General features: G+C 63.4%; 12 protein-coding genes and 2 pseudogenes. 6 read left to right on the top strand and 8 right to left on the bottom strand.

Annotated features, from left to right (window positions below):
* Positions 1-106: 106 nt before the first annotated feature.
* The gene (locus tag AC0L16_RS11855) at positions 107-1,069 is read right to left on the bottom strand and encodes a sugar-binding protein (protein WP_287215957.1); all 963 of its coding nucleotides are present in this window, start codon (positions 1,067-1,069) and stop codon (positions 107-109) included.
* 502 nt (positions 1,070-1,571) lie between these two features.
* Between AC0L16_RS11855 and AC0L16_RS11850 the strand changes: the two genes are divergently transcribed.
* Positions 1,572-1,928 carry a hypothetical protein gene (locus AC0L16_RS11850; protein WP_473620906.1) on the top strand — a complete coding sequence of 119 codons (357 nt, stop codon included), beginning with the start codon at positions 1,572-1,574 and terminating at the stop codon, positions 1,926-1,928.
* A gap of 137 nt (positions 1,929-2,065) precedes the next feature.
* Positions 2,066-4,621, top strand: a complete 2,556-nt coding sequence (gene secDF / locus AC0L16_RS11845) for a protein translocase subunit SecDF (RefSeq protein WP_473620904.1) — start codon at positions 2,066-2,068, stop codon at positions 4,619-4,621.
* A gap of 238 nt (positions 4,622-4,859) precedes the next feature.
* Here secDF and AC0L16_RS11840 read toward each other — a convergent pair.
* Positions 4,860-4,943 (bottom strand): annotated as a pseudogene (locus AC0L16_RS11840) (DUF4440 domain-containing protein); the annotation flags it as partial.
* A gap of 81 nt (positions 4,944-5,024) precedes the next feature.
* Here AC0L16_RS11840 and AC0L16_RS11835 point away from each other — a divergent pair.
* Entirely contained in the window at positions 5,025-5,999 is a 975-nt protein-coding gene (locus tag AC0L16_RS11835; RefSeq protein ID WP_473620902.1) for a LysR family transcriptional regulator, read from the top strand.
* Positions 6,000-6,037: 38 nt separating this feature from the next.
* Here AC0L16_RS11835 and AC0L16_RS11830 read toward each other — a convergent pair whose 3' ends face one another.
* Both AC0L16_RS11830 and AC0L16_RS11825 read right to left on the bottom strand, forming a co-directional pair.
* Positions 6,038-6,841, bottom strand: a complete 804-nt coding sequence (locus AC0L16_RS11830; RefSeq protein ID WP_473620901.1) for an SRPBCC family protein — start codon at positions 6,839-6,841, stop codon at positions 6,038-6,040.
* Positions 6,832-7,440: an ArsR/SmtB family transcription factor gene (locus tag AC0L16_RS11825; protein ID WP_473620899.1), complete on the bottom strand. Its 609-nt coding sequence runs from the start codon at positions 7,438-7,440 to the stop codon at positions 6,832-6,834. The genes AC0L16_RS11830 and AC0L16_RS11825 overlap by 10 nt, the downstream gene beginning before the upstream one ends.
* Positions 7,441-7,675: 235 nt before the next feature.
* Here AC0L16_RS11825 and AC0L16_RS11820 point away from each other — a divergent pair, with 235 nt between their 5' ends.
* Entirely contained in the window at positions 7,676-8,068 is a 393-nt protein-coding gene (locus tag AC0L16_RS11820) for a GFA family protein (protein ID WP_473620898.1), read from the top strand.
* Between the two features lie 45 nt (positions 8,069-8,113).
* On the opposite strand, the gene AC0L16_RS11815 is transcribed toward AC0L16_RS11820, so the two are convergent.
* On the bottom strand, positions 8,114-9,619 hold the full coding sequence (locus AC0L16_RS11815; RefSeq protein ID WP_473620896.1) for a winged helix-turn-helix domain-containing tetratricopeptide repeat protein: 1,506 nt from the start codon (positions 9,617-9,619) through the stop codon (positions 8,114-8,116).
* A 183-nt stretch (positions 9,620-9,802) separates the two neighbouring features.
* Between AC0L16_RS11815 and AC0L16_RS11810 the strand changes: the two genes are divergently transcribed.
* Both AC0L16_RS11810 and AC0L16_RS11805 read left to right on the top strand, forming a co-directional pair.
* Positions 9,803-9,994, top strand: a complete 192-nt coding sequence (locus tag AC0L16_RS11810; RefSeq protein ID WP_473621085.1) for a DUF1127 domain-containing protein — start codon at positions 9,803-9,805, stop codon at positions 9,992-9,994.
* A 753-nt stretch (positions 9,995-10,747) separates the two neighbouring features.
* A complete protein-coding gene (locus tag AC0L16_RS11805; protein WP_473621083.1) occupies positions 10,748-12,487 on the top strand; it encodes an adenylate/guanylate cyclase domain-containing protein in 1,740 nt (579 codons plus the stop codon).
* Between the two features lie 402 nt (positions 12,488-12,889).
* On the opposite strand, the pseudogene AC0L16_RS11800 reads toward AC0L16_RS11805, so the two are convergent.
* The 3 genes and pseudogenes from AC0L16_RS11800 to AC0L16_RS11790 form a co-directional block, all read right to left on the bottom strand.
* A pseudogene (locus AC0L16_RS11800) lies at positions 12,890-13,774 on the bottom strand (S-adenosylmethionine:tRNA ribosyltransferase-isomerase); the annotation flags it as partial.
* A 62-nt stretch (positions 13,775-13,836) separates the two neighbouring features.
* Positions 13,837-14,559, bottom strand: a complete 723-nt coding sequence (locus AC0L16_RS11795) for an SDR family NAD(P)-dependent oxidoreductase (protein WP_473620895.1) — start codon at positions 14,557-14,559, stop codon at positions 13,837-13,839.
* A 46-nt stretch (positions 14,560-14,605) separates the two neighbouring features.
* Positions 14,606-14,846: hypothetical protein (locus AC0L16_RS11790; protein ID WP_473620893.1), on the bottom strand; the 241-nt coding region annotated here is incomplete at its 5' end.

Genomic DNA, 14,846 nt, shown 5'->3' with positions numbered 1-14,846 from the left:
CGCCAGCGCGGCGACAAGTCCCTTCTCCCCGTAATAGTGGGGAGAAGGGACCGGCAGGCGGATGAGGGGCAGCGCAAACACCGACAAGCTGTTGCCACCGCCTCCATCAGTTTCCGGACATCGCCTTCAGATTGGCGGCATAGGCGTCGACGTCGTCCTTGCCGATGATCTTGGTCGGGATGATGATCAGGCCGTTCTCCGGAATGCCGGACTTGTCGCCCTCGAGATAGGCGGCCATCAGCTTCATGCCCTGGTAGGCCCATTCGAAGGGCTGCTGCACGACGGTGGCGGCAACGGTGCCTTCCTTGACGCCGCCGAGCGTGATCGGATCGTCGTCGAAGCCGACGACGGTGATCTGACCGAGCTTGCCGGCGTCGCGCAGCGCTTCATAGATGCGCGGGGTGTTGTACGAATAGAAGCCGACCATGCAGGTGACGTCGGGGCTGGCGACCAGCGCGTCCTCGACATTCTTCTTGGCGCGGGCCTGGTCGATGTCGTCGCCACGCACGTCGATCAGCTCGATCTTAGTGCCGGCGAGCCCTTCCTTCATGCCTTCGATGCGCTCCTTGGCATTGTCGGCGCCGAGCAGGCCGACGAAGCCGAGGCATTTGCCGCCGTCGGGCATCGCCTTCTTGGCGATCTCGGCCGCCTGCTTGCCGGCATCGATGTTGGACGAGCCGATATAGGCGATACGCTTGGTCTGCGGCGCGTCGCTGTCGGTGGTGAACAGCGCCGTCTCCGAGGCGATTTTGTTGAGCCCGTCGGTCGAGGTCTTGGGATCGACGGCCGAAACCATGATCGCCTTGACGCCGGCCGTCACCAGATCGTCCATCAGCCGCTGCTGGATGGCGACCGACGACTGTTCTGGATATTTGAGCTCGAGATTGTAGTTGGGCAATTCGGCCTGCGCCTTCTTGACGCCGGCTTCGGCCGCCTTCCAGAAATCGGAAGCGCCGTTGACGACGAAGGCCAGCGTCGGTTTGTCCTGGGCACGGGCAATCGCCGTGAAGGACAGACCGAGAGCCAGGGCCGCTGCGGCGACGGACGCATTTCGTATCGCAGATTTCATGTTCAACCTCCCATTTGATCCAGTCATTTTCGCTGATCTGAACTTTGTCGAATGCGGCTTGGGCGCCCTCCTCCTCAAGGGTGCTGGCAGCGAAAGAACGGCGCCGTCCCAGCCGCGGTCTGAACTCTAAAGACTCATTGGCTGCTCGTAAATAGTCCGATTTGTCTGATATTTCGTGATTGTGGAGCGTTGCCCTGCAGCGCAAACGTCCCGGACGAAGGTGGCCAAAGCTATGCAGACGAGGCTCCTTGTGGAGGCAGCCTCGCGGATACCGGTATACGAGTATACGAACATCCAGTTCGGCTACCTGAGAACAGCTTCTGCAGCCAACCTTGTGAAAGCTGCGCTTCAATTCGCAACACAAGTGCTATAGTGAGAACTAAGAACGCGGCTCGCCGCTGACCGAGGCAATGAAGGCGAAAGCGTATTGGTCGCAGTGTATGAAAGCCGTAACGATGGGATGAGACGAAGCGGCCGAGGACGGGCCGGCGTCCTGCTCAGCTTGGGTGTTGGTCTGCGGCTGCTGGCTTTGTTGCTCTTTCTGATCTGGACCATTCCTGCGGCAACGGCCGATCAGGTCGCGCACGAGGCTGCCAAAGGCCAGATCGGCGCGACCGAGCCGGTCACGCACCCGACTGTCCTTGCCCGCAGCATTGCGCGCCACGTTGGCGCTGAGACTTCCCGTTTCAAGACACCTGTCATTGCGAGAGATGGCAAACCCTTTTGCATTATCGCGGATTTGCGGCTGCCGCCCGAAACCGCGTCAGCCGCGCCGTTTGGCATATGGTCTGAAGACCGGCCGGAACTGTCGCCGATCCGCGCCTTTGATGCGCGCGCGCCCCCACTTCTCACGGCGTGAACCTGGCCGCGCGACCGCGGCTCTAGACTCCCAAAACCTTCACATCGCGTTCCGTTCGTCGGGTTGCTCGCCGGTCGGAACGCCAAAGCTCTTGTCGGAGGCGGTTTGCGCCCGATATGGGCTGAACGGACAAGAACATGCTGCATTTTTCCCGCTGGAAGACCATTCTCATCTGGCTGACGGTCTTGGCCGGTATTCTTTACGCAGCTCCCAATCTGGTTCCCGCCTCCACTCTGGCATCGCTGCCGAATTGGCTGCCAAAGCAGCAGCTGACGCTGGGCCTCGACCTGCAGGGCGGCTCGCACATCCTGCTCCAGATCGATCGGCAGGACCTTGCCAACGAACGTCTCGAATCGGCACGCGACGAGGTCCGCACATCACTGCGCGATGCCCAGATCGGCTATACCGGGCTTGCCGGCACCGCCAATTCCATCCAAGTCCGCATTCGCGACCAAGGCCAGATCGAAGCGGCGAAGACCGCGCTCGAAAGATTGACGCAGCCGATCTCGACGGGCCTTTTCATGAGCGGCTCGGTGACCGAGATGGAGATGGCCGAGCCGGAACCGGGCCTGCTGCGCTTCACGCTGACCGAAGCCGGGATCGACTACCGGATAGCCGCGGCGCTGACCCAATCGATCGAGGTGGTGAGCCGGCGCGTCAATGAACTCGGCACGACCGAGCCGATCATCCAGCGCCAGGGATCGGACCGCATCATGGTCCAGGTGCCGGGCCTGCAGGATCCGCAGCGGCTGAAGGATATCCTCGGACAGACGGCTAAGCTGACCTTCCAGATGGTCGACCAGTCGGTTCCGGTCGAGGAGGCGATCTCCGGTCGCCCGCCGGCGGGCTCAACGGTGTTGTATTCGACGGACGAGCCGCGGGTTCCGCATTTGATCGAGAACCGGATCATTGTCTCCGGCGAAAACCTCGTCGATGCGCAGGCAACCTTCGACCAGCGCACCAACGAGCCGGTGGTCTCGTTTCGCTTCGACAGCCGCGGCGCCACCCGCTTCGGTCAGGCTACCCAGGCAAATGTAGGGCGCCTGTTCGCGATCATCCTCGACAACGAGGTGATCTCCGCGCCTCAGATCCGCGAACCGATCCTGGGCGGCACCGGGCAGATATCCGGCAGTTTCACGGTGGAGAGCGCGAACGATCTTGCGGTCCTGCTGCGCGCCGGCGCACTGCCTGCCGACCTCACCATCGTCGAGGAGCGCACCGTCGGTCCGAGCCTCGGCAGCGATTCGATCGAGGCGGGCCAGTTCGCGGCAATCATCGCCGGGGTCCTGGTCGTCGGCTTCATGCTGTTCGCCTATGGGCGACTGGGGCTGATCGCGAATATCGCGCTGCTGGCCAACGTCGCACTGATCATCGCCATCCTATCCGTGCTCGGGGCGACGCTGACCTTGCCTGGCATCGCCGGCATCGTGCTGACGATGGGCATGGCGGTCGATTCCAACGTCATCATCTTCGAGCGCGTCCGCGAAGAGAACCGCCAGGGGCGCTCGATCGTGCAGTCGATGGATTCCGGGTTCAGACAGGCGCTGGCGACTGTCGTCGACGCCAATGTGACGACGCTGATTGCCGCCGTCATCCTGTTCTTCCTCGGCTCGGGGCCGATCAAGGGGTTTGCCGTCACCCTCGCCATCGGCATCGTCACCACCGTGTTCACGGCGTTCACGCTGACGCGCTGGCTGGTCGCGTTCTGGCTTCGCCGGCAGCGGCCGAAAACCATGCCCGCCGGTGTCATGCGGCTGGTGCCCGACGACACGCGCGTGCCGTTCATGGCATTCCGAAAATACGCCTTCACGCTGTCCGTGCTGTTGTCGATCGCTTCGGCGGTGCTGTTCTTCACTGTCGGCATGAACTACGGCATCGACTTCCGCGGTGGTTCGAGCATCGAGGTGCAGGCAAAGGGCCAGCAGGCCGACATCGGCGACATCCGTGAGCGGCTGACGGGTCTCGAACTGGGTGAGGTGCAGGTGCAGGAGTTCGGCTCGGCCCGGGATGTGCTGATCCGCATCGGCACTCAGGGGGGCGGCGACGTTGCCGAACAGTCCGCCGTCGAGAAGGTAAGAAGCGCGCTCGAAACCGACTACGAGTTCCGCCGCATCGAGGTCGTCGGTCCGACAGTGTCCTCCGAACTCGCGTTCAACGGCACAATGGGCGTGCTCGCCTCGCTGCTGGCCATGCTCGTCTACATCTGGATCAGGTTCGAGTGGCAGTTCGGGCTCGGGGCCATCATTTCTACGTTCCACGACGTGATCCTGATGGTCGGCTTCTACGTCGTCGCCGGCATAGAGTTCAATTTGACCTCGATTGCCGCGATCCTGACTATTGTCGGCTATTCCATCAACGATACGGTTGTCGTCTATGACCGGGTCCGCGAGAATCTGCGCCGCTATAAAAGGATGCCGATTGCCGAGCTGCTCGACCTGTCGATGAACCAGACACTGGCGCGAACGGTCCTGACCGGCGTGACCACGCTGTTTGCGCTGGCGGCGCTCTCGATCTGGGGCGGCGAGGTGATCCAGTCCTTCACGGTCGCAATGATCTTCGGCATCCTTGCCGGAACCTATTCCTCCATCTTCGTCGCCGGGCCGCTGCTGATCCTGTTCAAGCTCCGGCCGGGCGCCCTCAGCCAAGAGGAAGCCGCAGTGGCGAAAGAGCCGCCGGCGCAACAGGCCTTGTAATGGGCGGTGCCATCTCTTTGGGTCCGCTGTAGCTTTTGATCTGGCGCGTGATCCCTTGCGAAATCGATTCCGATTTTGGGGTCATGCGCCAACTGGCTAGACCGTCTCTCGCATCGCCTCGTTGCCGTGCAGCCAGTCGGCGGCAATCATCTTGGCGACCGGCAAGGACGGTGGCGGCGACGCTGAATCTTGGGAGTTTCCGAGCGCGGCAATTTCGTCGTTGATGCCGGCACAAGCGTCAGTTGCGGGCCAACGCGGCCGCCTGCTCCAGGCTGACACCCCGGACGAGCGGGTCTGCATGCCGATGCGCAAGCCGCCATTCGCGTTCGTCCGAGCGATGCACAGCTCAGCCGGCAAAATTGCATGTTGATGTTGATGAAGCCAATGATATGATTTCGGGAATATGCTGAATGCAATTGATCTTTCGCGCACCGATCTCAATCTCCTCGTCCTCTTCGAGGCCGTGCTCGGAGAGGGCCACGTGGGCCGGGCGGCGGATCGGCTTAATCTGACGCCATCGGCTATCAGTCACGGGCTCGGCCGGTTGCGCCGGCTCCTCAACGATCCGCTGTTCCTGAGAACGCCCAAGGGGGTGGTGCCGACGGCCCGTGCAACGGAACTGGCCGCGCCGATCGCCGAGGTTCTGGCGCGCGTGCGCAGCGTGATGGCGACTGCCGCGCCCTTCGATCCCGCCACGGCCATGCGTCGGTTCGCAATCGGCGCACCGGACGGTGTCTCAGCCGTGATCCTGCGCCCCCTCCTCGCGGAACTCAGCCGGATTGCGCCACGCATCGACATCGGCGTGCGTCAGATCTTGCCCTCGCCAGCCCGCGTCTGGCGGAGCGCGATTGTCGATCTCGAGGCGCACGCCATCGACATCGCGATCATTCCGTCCGATGACATCCCGCCTCGCTTCGAAAAGCGCTGCATCTACGAAGAAGACTTTGTAATTGCCATGCGCCTTGGACATCCGTTCGCGCGTGATCCGAGCCTGGAGCGATACTGCAGCATGCAGCATCTGGTCGTCTCGGACAGCGGCGATCCTTACGGCTTCGTGGATGAACAACTGGCCAAGCAAGGCCGGGCGCGACGGATTGCGTTGACGGTTCCGAACTTCATGTTCGCGCTTGCCATCATCGTCGAGACCGACCTCATCTCGGCCCTGCCGCGGCGGTTCGTTGCCATGCATGCGGCGCGTTTCGGCGTGCTGAGCCTCGATGCCCCGTTGCCGTTGCCCGGCTTCCGGCTCAACGCCTTCGCTCCCAAGGTCGCGATGATGGATGCGGGCGTGGCATGGCTCTTCGATCTGCTTGCAGGCGTAGGGCAGACTGCGCAGATGCGCCACAGCAGCTTGTCCGCACCAAGTCGGCAATCATAGCTCGGAAAGCTTCGTCGGCGCCACCAGCCCCTGCAGGGCTATTGTGCGGGAGTTGGAAAATGCTTTCCAAGCCAGGTTCGCCATTTTGGCTCCTCCCGTCTTGCGATGCTCGCTGCATCGTCGCCAAACAGGAAAAACCGCGCGGACAAATATGTCATCCCGCCCATCGGCAAGGCGAAGAGGTGCGCGAAGCCCGGCGCGGGCTGGTCCAGCCGGACCACCAACTCGGGATGGTCTTGCGGTCCCGTACGTTCGACGACGCCCTCGAATACCTGCGTGTCCGAAGGGGTGACGACGCGCTGTTGTTCAGTCGCATTCGCCAGGCCCAAGGGTTCAACCAGCTTTCGCCATGCATCAGCCAAAGGCTCAGAGGACGGGCCCAAAAGCTGAAAAGCCGAGCCGTGCTGCCCGGGAAAATGCGTGAGGTAGAGGCGGAGCAGGCGGAAGAAGGAAATCCATCCGTAGCTGTGGGCCTCGAACTGATCGTCCCAATCATCAGAAGTCGCGAACCAGCGATGGACAACGCGAACGGTGCAAAGCCCGCCGGACTTTGCCTCGACGGTCCATTCCGTCGCCACCGTCCCAGGCTCACCCGGTGCTTCTGCGACAAACCGCCTGGGCGGCTCCCAAGCTGTGATGGTGGCAACGGAATCCATGCTTCCATCGGCAGCGAAATGCGAAATGGCGGTTCCTCCGATGCGGCCTTCGACTTCGCTCGGCACGAACCATTGAGATATTCCAGGTCCCGTTGCGATTGCGTTCCAGACGCCCTCGGGTGTACCGGGGACATCCACTTGCGCCTCGACCGAGCGATTGCCGGCGGCATCTTTTTTTACTGGCATTGAACGTCCTTTCCTTGCGGATTGGCTGGTGAGGGATGCGCCGTCACGACAAGGCGATGGGACCGTCCCTGCGGCGCGGTTTCGTCGTGATAGCGTGCCGCCAGCGCGGTGATGGCCTCAGTCAATTCACGCGTGAACGAGGCGCGGTCGGCGGCGGAGCGGAAGCGGATTTCGGTGTCGATCGCCAAGGTCGCCAGGCGCTTGCCGGCATCTGTGGCGGCGCGCTGGAGAGCTCCCATCTCCCGCACCAGCCGGGCACCGAGCGCGATGAGGTAGCTTGCCGACAGGCGATCCGGGGTGCGGTTCGGATCGGCGCCGACCGGACCCAGCGCGCTCGTCGAGACGACATAGCTTGTGGCGCTCGCCACCATGAGCCGCTCCGTCAGGCCACCCCACTTGCGCGTGTCTGCAACTTGGACAAGCCCGTGCTCCTCCAGAGCATGCAGGTGGTAATTGATCTTCTGCCGCTTGAGGCCGAGGCGTGTGGCAAGGGTAGCGGCCGAGGCGGGCTCCCGCAGTTCCGAGAGGAGTTGACTCCGCACGGGCTCCAAAGCGGCGGCGGCCGCGCTCGGCCGATCTATGACTTCGATATCGAGCATGCAGCCCTCACATTGACAAGCTTTCCTGTCAATGCCGTTGACGAGTATATTTGTCAAGAACGAAAGGACCGCTTCGTCCCCACAGGCCGAACTTTCCAAATGGAATGCGGCTAGCAAGCGAGCTATCTATCGCCCACTACGGAAGACGGCGCGTCCCCGCCCGCGGCGGGCAATTGCAATGACGGTGCCGTTCGTTGTAGCCATTGCGACCGCTTGATTTTGGAGGAGACGCAGCATGGACCGATTCACTGGCGGCTGCCTGTGCGGCCACGTCCGGATTGTGGCGTCGGGACTCCCATACCGGGTCGGCATTTGTCATTGTCTCGACTGCCGCAAGCACCATGGCGCCCTTTTTCACGCTTCCGCGGTGTTCCCCCAGGATGCGGTGACGATCGAAGGCGAGACGCGCGACTACGCCGGGCGGTTTTTCTGCCCCCGCTGCGGCTCGACAATTTTCGGACGCACCGCAGACGAAATCGAAGTGAACCTAGGGTCCCTGGACGCCACTGACCAACTGATGCCAACCTACGAAAGCTGGATCATCCGCCGCGAGTCCTGGTTGCCGCCGTTTCCGCTGACGAGACGGTACGAGCGCGATCGTGACGCCACGAGTCGCTTTGAGGAATAGTCGCACGAACGGTGCGAAAGCGTTTTGGGAGGTCACGCCGGCACGTCACTCCGGAAGACCGGCCTTGCGGAAGCCGTCGACGAAATGCTCGAGCGTCGCAGCGTCGCGGAATGGCTCCGTCGCGGCCCAGTGGCGGGTGGTGAAATGCGGGTTGCCGACGAGGAACAGTTCGGCCTCGGCGCGCGCCTCGTCGAGCCGGCCCAGTTGGGCAAGGCTTGCCGCCAGGAAGCGGCGTGAGCTTGTACGATAAGTCTCGTCCCTGCGCAGTGTTTCGACAGCGGCCTCGTATTCGCCGGCCGCATATTGCGCCTGGCCAAGTGTCAGATAGTACCAACTTGCCGGAAACGGGTTCAGCCGGAATGCCTTGCGAATGTCCTCAAGGCCCTCCTCGACCCGTCCGGCCAGGACCGCGATGTCGGACAAAGCCGCCCAGGCATCGGCCTCGTTCGGATCGAGCTCGATCGCCTTGGCGAATTCCGCATCCGCCTCGGCGAAGCTGCGCTCATAGGCAAGCAGGTAAGCCAAAACCCAGCGGCAGCCGGCATCGTTGGGGTCGATCGCCACGGCTTTGCGCGCCAGTTCCAACGCAACGCTACGGGACGTTTCGGTAGGTCCGCCGGAATGCACCCAGCCCATCCAGTGGTTCACGGCAAGCCAGCGATAGGCCTCGGCATATTCCGGATCGAGCGAAACCGCGCGGGTGAGCATCAGATGCGCTTCGCGCGCCGTCTGCGGCGTGTCGTCCATCAGCTTGCGCGCCCGCACGCAGAGGTTGTAAGCCTCGAGACTTTTGGGCCGATTGCGCGGCGGCGGCGCGCGCAGCCTGCCGAGCAAAGCCTCGACGATCTTGCCGGTGACCTCGTCCTGAACGGCAAAAATATCTTCCAGGCTGCGATCGAAGCGCTCCGCCCATAGATGGTCGCCACTCACTGCGTCGACCAGCTGGGCGTTGATGCGCACGCGCCCCGCAGCGCGCCGTGCGCTCCCCTCCAGCAGGTAGCGCACGCCGAGATCCTGCGCGATATCACGCACGTCCATCGCCTTTCCCTTGTAGACAAAGGCCGAGTTGCGGGCGATGACGAACAGGCCGGAGATCCTCGACAGGTCGGTAATCAGGTCCTCGGTCAAGCCATCCGCGAAGGATTCCTGCTCGGGATCGTTGCTGACATTGACGAAGGGCAGCACCGCTATCGATGGCTTGCCGGGCAGCGGCAAAGGTTTTCGCTTCGCGCCGAGCTGTTCGACGGCCCCCGTGAAGCGGTAGCCGACGCGCGGAACCGTGGCGATCCATTCGCCGCCATCTGCAGCCGGGCCAAGCAGCTTTCGCAGCAGCGCGATCTGCACGGTGAGGTTGCCTTCCTCGACGGCCGTGCCCGGCCACGCCGCGTCCATCAACTCGGCTTTGCCAAGGATTTCGCCGGCTCGTCCAACGAGCGCCGCAAGCAGCTTTATCCCGCGGTAGCCAACGGCAACGGGGACATCGTTGCGAAGCAGCGTTCCCGCACCGGAATCAAGCACGAACGGACCAAAGGCAAAGCGCGATCCCTGCATGCGGCGTATCTATAGCCGGTTTGGAAGTTTTGAGAACTATTTGGCAGAGCTTAATTACGACACTGTTCGTATCCTGCAGAATTCAGCCTCTTTCAGGTCGAGGGTCCCTGGACCTTCAAACCGATGGAGGTTGCTATGAACGATACTCTTGCATCGGCCCCATATCAGGCAGGGGCAACGCCCATGGAGCCGGCGGATATGTCGCGTCGGCACCTGACGACCTTGCGCAGCATTATCGCGGCTTGGGACGAGCGCAAACGCTTTCGCTGGGAACTTCAGCAGATGGCGAAGGACAATCCCCATTTGATCGACGACATCGGTCTGACGAGACGGCAGGTCGAGGCAGAGATCGCCAAGCCCTTCTGGCGACGATAATCATTGTCGCCGCAAAGTCACGAACCGTAATCCTCGCGCTTGGTGCGCCAAAAGCATCTCGGAACGGTGCGAGAAGCTGGGCCGCCGATCCGATCCAAAAATCGGGCCTTCGCGTGCGTCAGCGGGGCGGCTTTAGTCGTCGTCATCATCCGTGTGGCGGTCGCGATAGCGGCGACGATCATAGTCCTGGTTACGACGGGAGGATCGGTCCTCCTGGTAAACCCTGCGTTTGACGTGGGTCTCACAATAATCGTCTTCACAGTAGGTCTCGACAATCCGCTCACGCACAACGCCGTTATTCGACGAGCTATTCGAGCTTGTGTTCGAGGACTGACTGCCCGCGTGGGCAACGACTGTCGCCATCAAGCGCGAACGTCTGGTGCGATGCCCGGTGCGGCGTTCGTAGGGCATCTCGCTGTTACATCGCGGTGACAAAGCACCGCCACGGTGGCGTCAACCGGTTACACAGAGCAGGAAATATCTCCGGCCTTCTGGGAGTGGTCAGCGTCCCCAGAGGCTGCGTGGGCGTGTCGTCGGTTGGCTGTCAGCGCGGCGACTGGAACGCTCCACGCCTCGCAAGCGGGGATAGCGAAGTCTCGTGAAGGCAAGGTCAAGCTGCGTTCTCCGTTCTGTATCGGCGACGGGCGGCGACTGGGAGAGATGGATACCATGCACATAGGGCGTCCGGAAGTTGGCATGACATGGACGCGGGGCGGCCCGCGTGCAGGCGCTTGGCTGAGCGGTGCAATGACCATGCAGCGCCGCCTCGCAGCGATCCTGGCTTGCGACGTGGTCGGCTATTCGCGCCTGACGGAGCGCGACGAGCGCGGCACGCTCGAGCGGCTGAAGATCTACCGCAAGGACCTCCTCGAACCGCTGGTCTCCGAGCACCAGGGTCGGGTCGTCAAGCTCACCGGCGACGGCATGCTGTGCGAGTTCGCGAGCGTCGTTAACGCGGTGATCTCGGCGATGGCGATCCAGCAGGCCCTGGCAGAACACGAGGCGGAGACGCCCGAGGGAGAGCGGATTCGCTTCCGCATCGGCGTCAATCTCGGCGACGTGGTCTGCGAGGAGGACGGCGACCTCTACGGCGACGGGGTCAACATCGCCGCCCGCCTCGAAAGCATCGCCGATCCCGGCACCGTGGTCGTCTCGGGCACCGCCTACGACCACCTTCAAGGCAAGCTCGACTGCGGCTTCACGCCGCTCGGCGAACTGCGCCTCAAGAACATCGAGCGGCCTGTGCGCGCCTACCGCGTCGAGACCGACGCCAGCGCCTCGGTGGCTGCACTGCCTCCCCTGCCCGAGAAACCCTCGATCGCGGTTCTGCCTTTCACCAACATGAGCGGCGATCCCGACCAGGAATACTTCGCCGACGGGCTGGTGGAGGACATCATCACGGGATTGAGCCGGGTGAACTCCTTCTTCGTGATCGCCCGCAACTCGTCCTTCACCTACAAGGGCCGGGCGGTGGACCTGCGCCAGGTCGGGCGCGAGCTGGGCGTCCGCTACGTGCTCGAAGGCAGCATCCGCAGAGCAGGGTCGCGGGTGCGCATCAGTGGGCAGTTGGTGGACGCGACCAGCGGACACCATGTCTGGGCCGACCGCTTCGAGGGCGACGTGAGCGACATCTTCGACCTGCAGGACAAGGTAACCGAGAGCGTCGTCGGCGCCGTCGAGCCGAGCATCCGGCTGGAGGAGATCAAGCAGGCGCGCATGAAGCCGACCGACTACATCAGCGCCTACGACCTTTACCTTCGCGCGCTGCCGCGCTTCTACAGCATGACGCGCGAAGGCTTTGCCGACGTGCGCCGGCTCACCAACGAGGCGCTCAGCATCGACCCTAGCTTCAACTTGGCGAAGGCACTCGGCGCCTATATCCGCAGCCTATCTGTGAGCCAGTGCTGGCACGAGCCCGACGATATCCGAGTCGCCGCGCGCATGGCGCGCGAGGTACTGGCGGAAGCGCGCGACGACCCCACGAGCCTACGCTTCGCCGCGCAGGTGATCGCCTACAGCGCGAAGGACTACGAGATGGCGCTGGGCACGATCGAACGATCCCTGCTGCTCAACCCCAATTCGGCGCAGGGCCATACGGGCAGCGGCTGGGTGAACGCACATTCCAGCCGCCCGCTCGTCGCGATCGAGCACTTTCACAGGGCAATGCGGCTGAGCCCGGTCGACCCCGAGAAGGGCATCGCGCTCTCCGGCATCGGGATGAGCTACCTGATGCTCGAGCGCTACGAAGAAGCGCTGGCATGGGGAGAACGCGCGCTGCACGAGATGCCGAACTACGGCTCCTCGCACCGGGTGGTGATCATGGCGCTGGTCAAACTCAACCGGCTGGACGAGGCGCAGGCGGCGGCGCGGCGGCTGATGGAGGCGTTCCCGACCTACACGCTCACCCTGCAGAGACAGATCAACCCGTGGCGGGACAAGGTGTTCGCCGAGAGTTACGTCGAGGCGCTGGGCATCTCCGGCGTGCCGGAGTGATCGTCGCGGTTGCAAAGATGCCCTTCTCCTGCGCGTCACCTCCGGCCAGGCGACGTCCCTTGATCCCGCGTCGCTTCTGGAAGGATAGTTCTCTGGCCGGCTTGTCCGAGGACTGGGCGCGTAGAGCAGCCGTGAACAGCAGGTCTCTGTTAGGTTCGCGTCGAAACTCCGGTTTCCATCCTGACGAAACCAACCAACGGTCCAGACAAAAGTCGCCGTTGGGTCAGAACTGAACGTCGCGACACGATTTTGGAATGTACTACATCCGATTTGGCGCGTCCGAATAGGAGGCTGCGTCTCGCGCACGGTTCGGTTCGTGCGATCGATCAGCGGTTGCCGATTGAGCAGCATGGAATCGCCGAATTCATGCGTGCGGTATCGGTGCGCGGCGAAGGCTGCGGAGGCGCTGGCGAGCAGAGCATCGACGGCAAAGGCGCGCAGCAGCTCGAAATGGCTTTCGCCCGGCTGGTGGACGCCTGTGAGAATCGCATCGACCACGCGAAGCGGCGTGCCCCGCGAGACGCGGCCCGTCGCAATGCCATTTCCTGCACGCACGCTGCCATCGGGATTGGCGGCCGCCTCAAGCGCGCGCACTACGCTCGTGCCGACCGCGATGATGCGGCTGCCGCGCAGCTTCGCCCGCGCGACCTCAGTCGCGGTGTGCTCGGGGATGCGGTATGGCTCATCGAAGGGAAGGCGCGCGTCGAGCGCGCGATCCCCGGTGGAGGAAATGCCCGTGGCATGCGTGAGTGTCGCGAAGCCGACGTCGTGCCGCCGCCAGCTTTGAAGCGTGCGCCAGTCGAGCGCAAAGCCTGCCGATGGCGCCTCGAACGCGACCGGCCGGGCGGCAATCTTCGTCCAAACATCCCAAAGTGCCAACGGCTCGGGAACATGCGCGTATTGGATCGGCCGGCCGTGCTGCGCCAGTCCTGCAAGCACAGCCGCGCGGTTGCCTAGGAAGCGCAGCTCGAGAAGGCGGGGATGGTCGAGAAGGCGCTCCACAACGGCTTCAAGCGGGCCGAGCCGGAGGCGATTGCCCGGTGACAGTGGAGGCGGAGGCAGCCGGTCTTCGGTGCGTGTGCGGTGATCGCCCGCACCGAAGGCAATCGCCATGAAACGCATTGGATCGGCAAGTGACAGCCAGCCCGCCAGGCGGATCTCGATCGCTTCACCGCTGGGGACATGCGTGCCGTGCAAGCTGGCAGGCAAGGTCGCGGCGTCATTGGCGACGACCAGGTCGCCGGGCTCGAACAGCTTCGCGAGGTCAGCGCGCGGCAGGTCGGTCATCGCCCCGTCCGCCATGACCACCAACAGCCTGGCGGGGCGCCGATCCGGATGGTCGGCGGCAATCATCCACGAGCCCCGGCGCGAAGTGCTGCGCCGGCCGGCAACGCGTCAAGCAGCTTTTCGATGATCTCGGCAGCTGCCAGATCGGGGTGCTTCAAGGTGGCCGGATCGGCGTCAGGAAGCGCCAGCGCGTGCAGCGGGGTGTCCATATCGCCGGGGTCGAGCGCGAGGAACCTTATGCCATCGTCTTTCGCCTCCTCGTCCCAGATCGCCGTCAGATGGGCAAGAGCGGCCTTGCTCGCACCATACGCGCCCCAGCCAGGATAGGCGTTCACCGCCGCGTCGCTGGAGATGTTGATCACCAGCGCGCCACGGCCCTCGCGCGCCGACGTGGCAAGCGCACCGAACAGCGCTTTGGTCAGCCGAAACGCGCCGACGAGATTGACCGCAAGCGCTTTTTCCAGATCCTCGCACTCGGTGTCGGCGAGCAGCGCAAGCGGCACCGGCCCGAGGCTCGAAGCATTGTTGATCAGAACGTCGAGCCCGCCGAGGCTCACGGTAACCTGCAACGCGACCGGGTAGATGTCGTGCTTTTTGCCGAGGTCGCCGACAATGCCGTTTGCGCCCGTCTCGTCGGCGATGCGCTCGACGTTTGCGGCAGTGCGTGCGACGAAGGCGACGCGCGCACCGTGCGCGGCGAGCTGCCGCACAAGCGCCAGCCCGAGGCCGGACGTGCCACCCGTGACCGCTACGCGAAGACCGTGGAAATCCGTATTCGTCAGCATTGCCGATGCTCCTTCCATCCGTGCAAGCCAATGCTACAAGCTCAAGTTAACTTGAGGTCAAGCGTTCATTGCGTGGATCGATGCCGACACGATAGGTCTGGCTCGAGGCGTGATCTTCCCTTCTCCCCTTGTGGGAGAAGGTGGATTGGCGCGCAGCGCCAAGACGGTTGAGGGGTGTTGGACGGAGTGCGGCGGTGCCAAGCTGGAACACCCCTTGTATCTGCACGGAAGGTTTTTTGTGCGATGTAAGCGACTGAGCCTCGAACCAGATGGCCATCCGGTTCGAG

This window comes from Mesorhizobium sp. WSM4848, from assembly GCF_055811375.1.
The sequence above is the reverse complement of the archived record's forward strand: the minus strand, read 5'-3'. Positions and strand labels throughout refer to the sequence as shown.

Excerpts from the sequence above, each read along its gene's own strand:
- AC0L16_RS11855 (WP_287215957.1), bottom strand. The coding sequence starts at position 1,069 with ATGAAATCTGCGATACGAAATGCGTCCGTCGCCGCAGCGGCCCTGGCT.
- secDF (WP_473620904.1), top strand. The coding sequence starts at position 2,066 with ATGCTGCATTTTTCCCGCTGGAAGACCATTCTCATCTGGCTGACGGTC.
- AC0L16_RS11835 (WP_473620902.1), top strand. The coding sequence starts at position 5,025 with ATGCTGAATGCAATTGATCTTTCGCGCACCGATCTCAATCTCCTCGTC.
- AC0L16_RS11830 (WP_473620901.1), bottom strand. The coding sequence starts at position 6,841 with ATGCCAGTAAAAAAAGATGCCGCCGGCAATCGCTCGGTCGAGGCGCAA.
- AC0L16_RS11825 (WP_473620899.1), bottom strand. The coding sequence starts at position 7,440 with ATGCTCGATATCGAAGTCATAGATCGGCCGAGCGCGGCCGCCGCCGCT.
- AC0L16_RS11820 (WP_473620898.1), top strand. The coding sequence starts at position 7,676 with ATGGACCGATTCACTGGCGGCTGCCTGTGCGGCCACGTCCGGATTGTG.
- AC0L16_RS11815 (WP_473620896.1), bottom strand. The coding sequence starts at position 9,619 with ATGCAGGGATCGCGCTTTGCCTTTGGTCCGTTCGTGCTTGATTCCGGT.
- AC0L16_RS11810 (WP_473621085.1), top strand. The coding sequence starts at position 9,803 with ATGGAGCCGGCGGATATGTCGCGTCGGCACCTGACGACCTTGCGCAGC.
- AC0L16_RS11805 (WP_473621083.1), top strand. The coding sequence starts at position 10,748 with ATGCAGCGCCGCCTCGCAGCGATCCTGGCTTGCGACGTGGTCGGCTAT.
- AC0L16_RS11795 (WP_473620895.1), bottom strand. The coding sequence starts at position 14,559 with ATGCTGACGAATACGGATTTCCACGGTCTTCGCGTAGCGGTCACGGGT.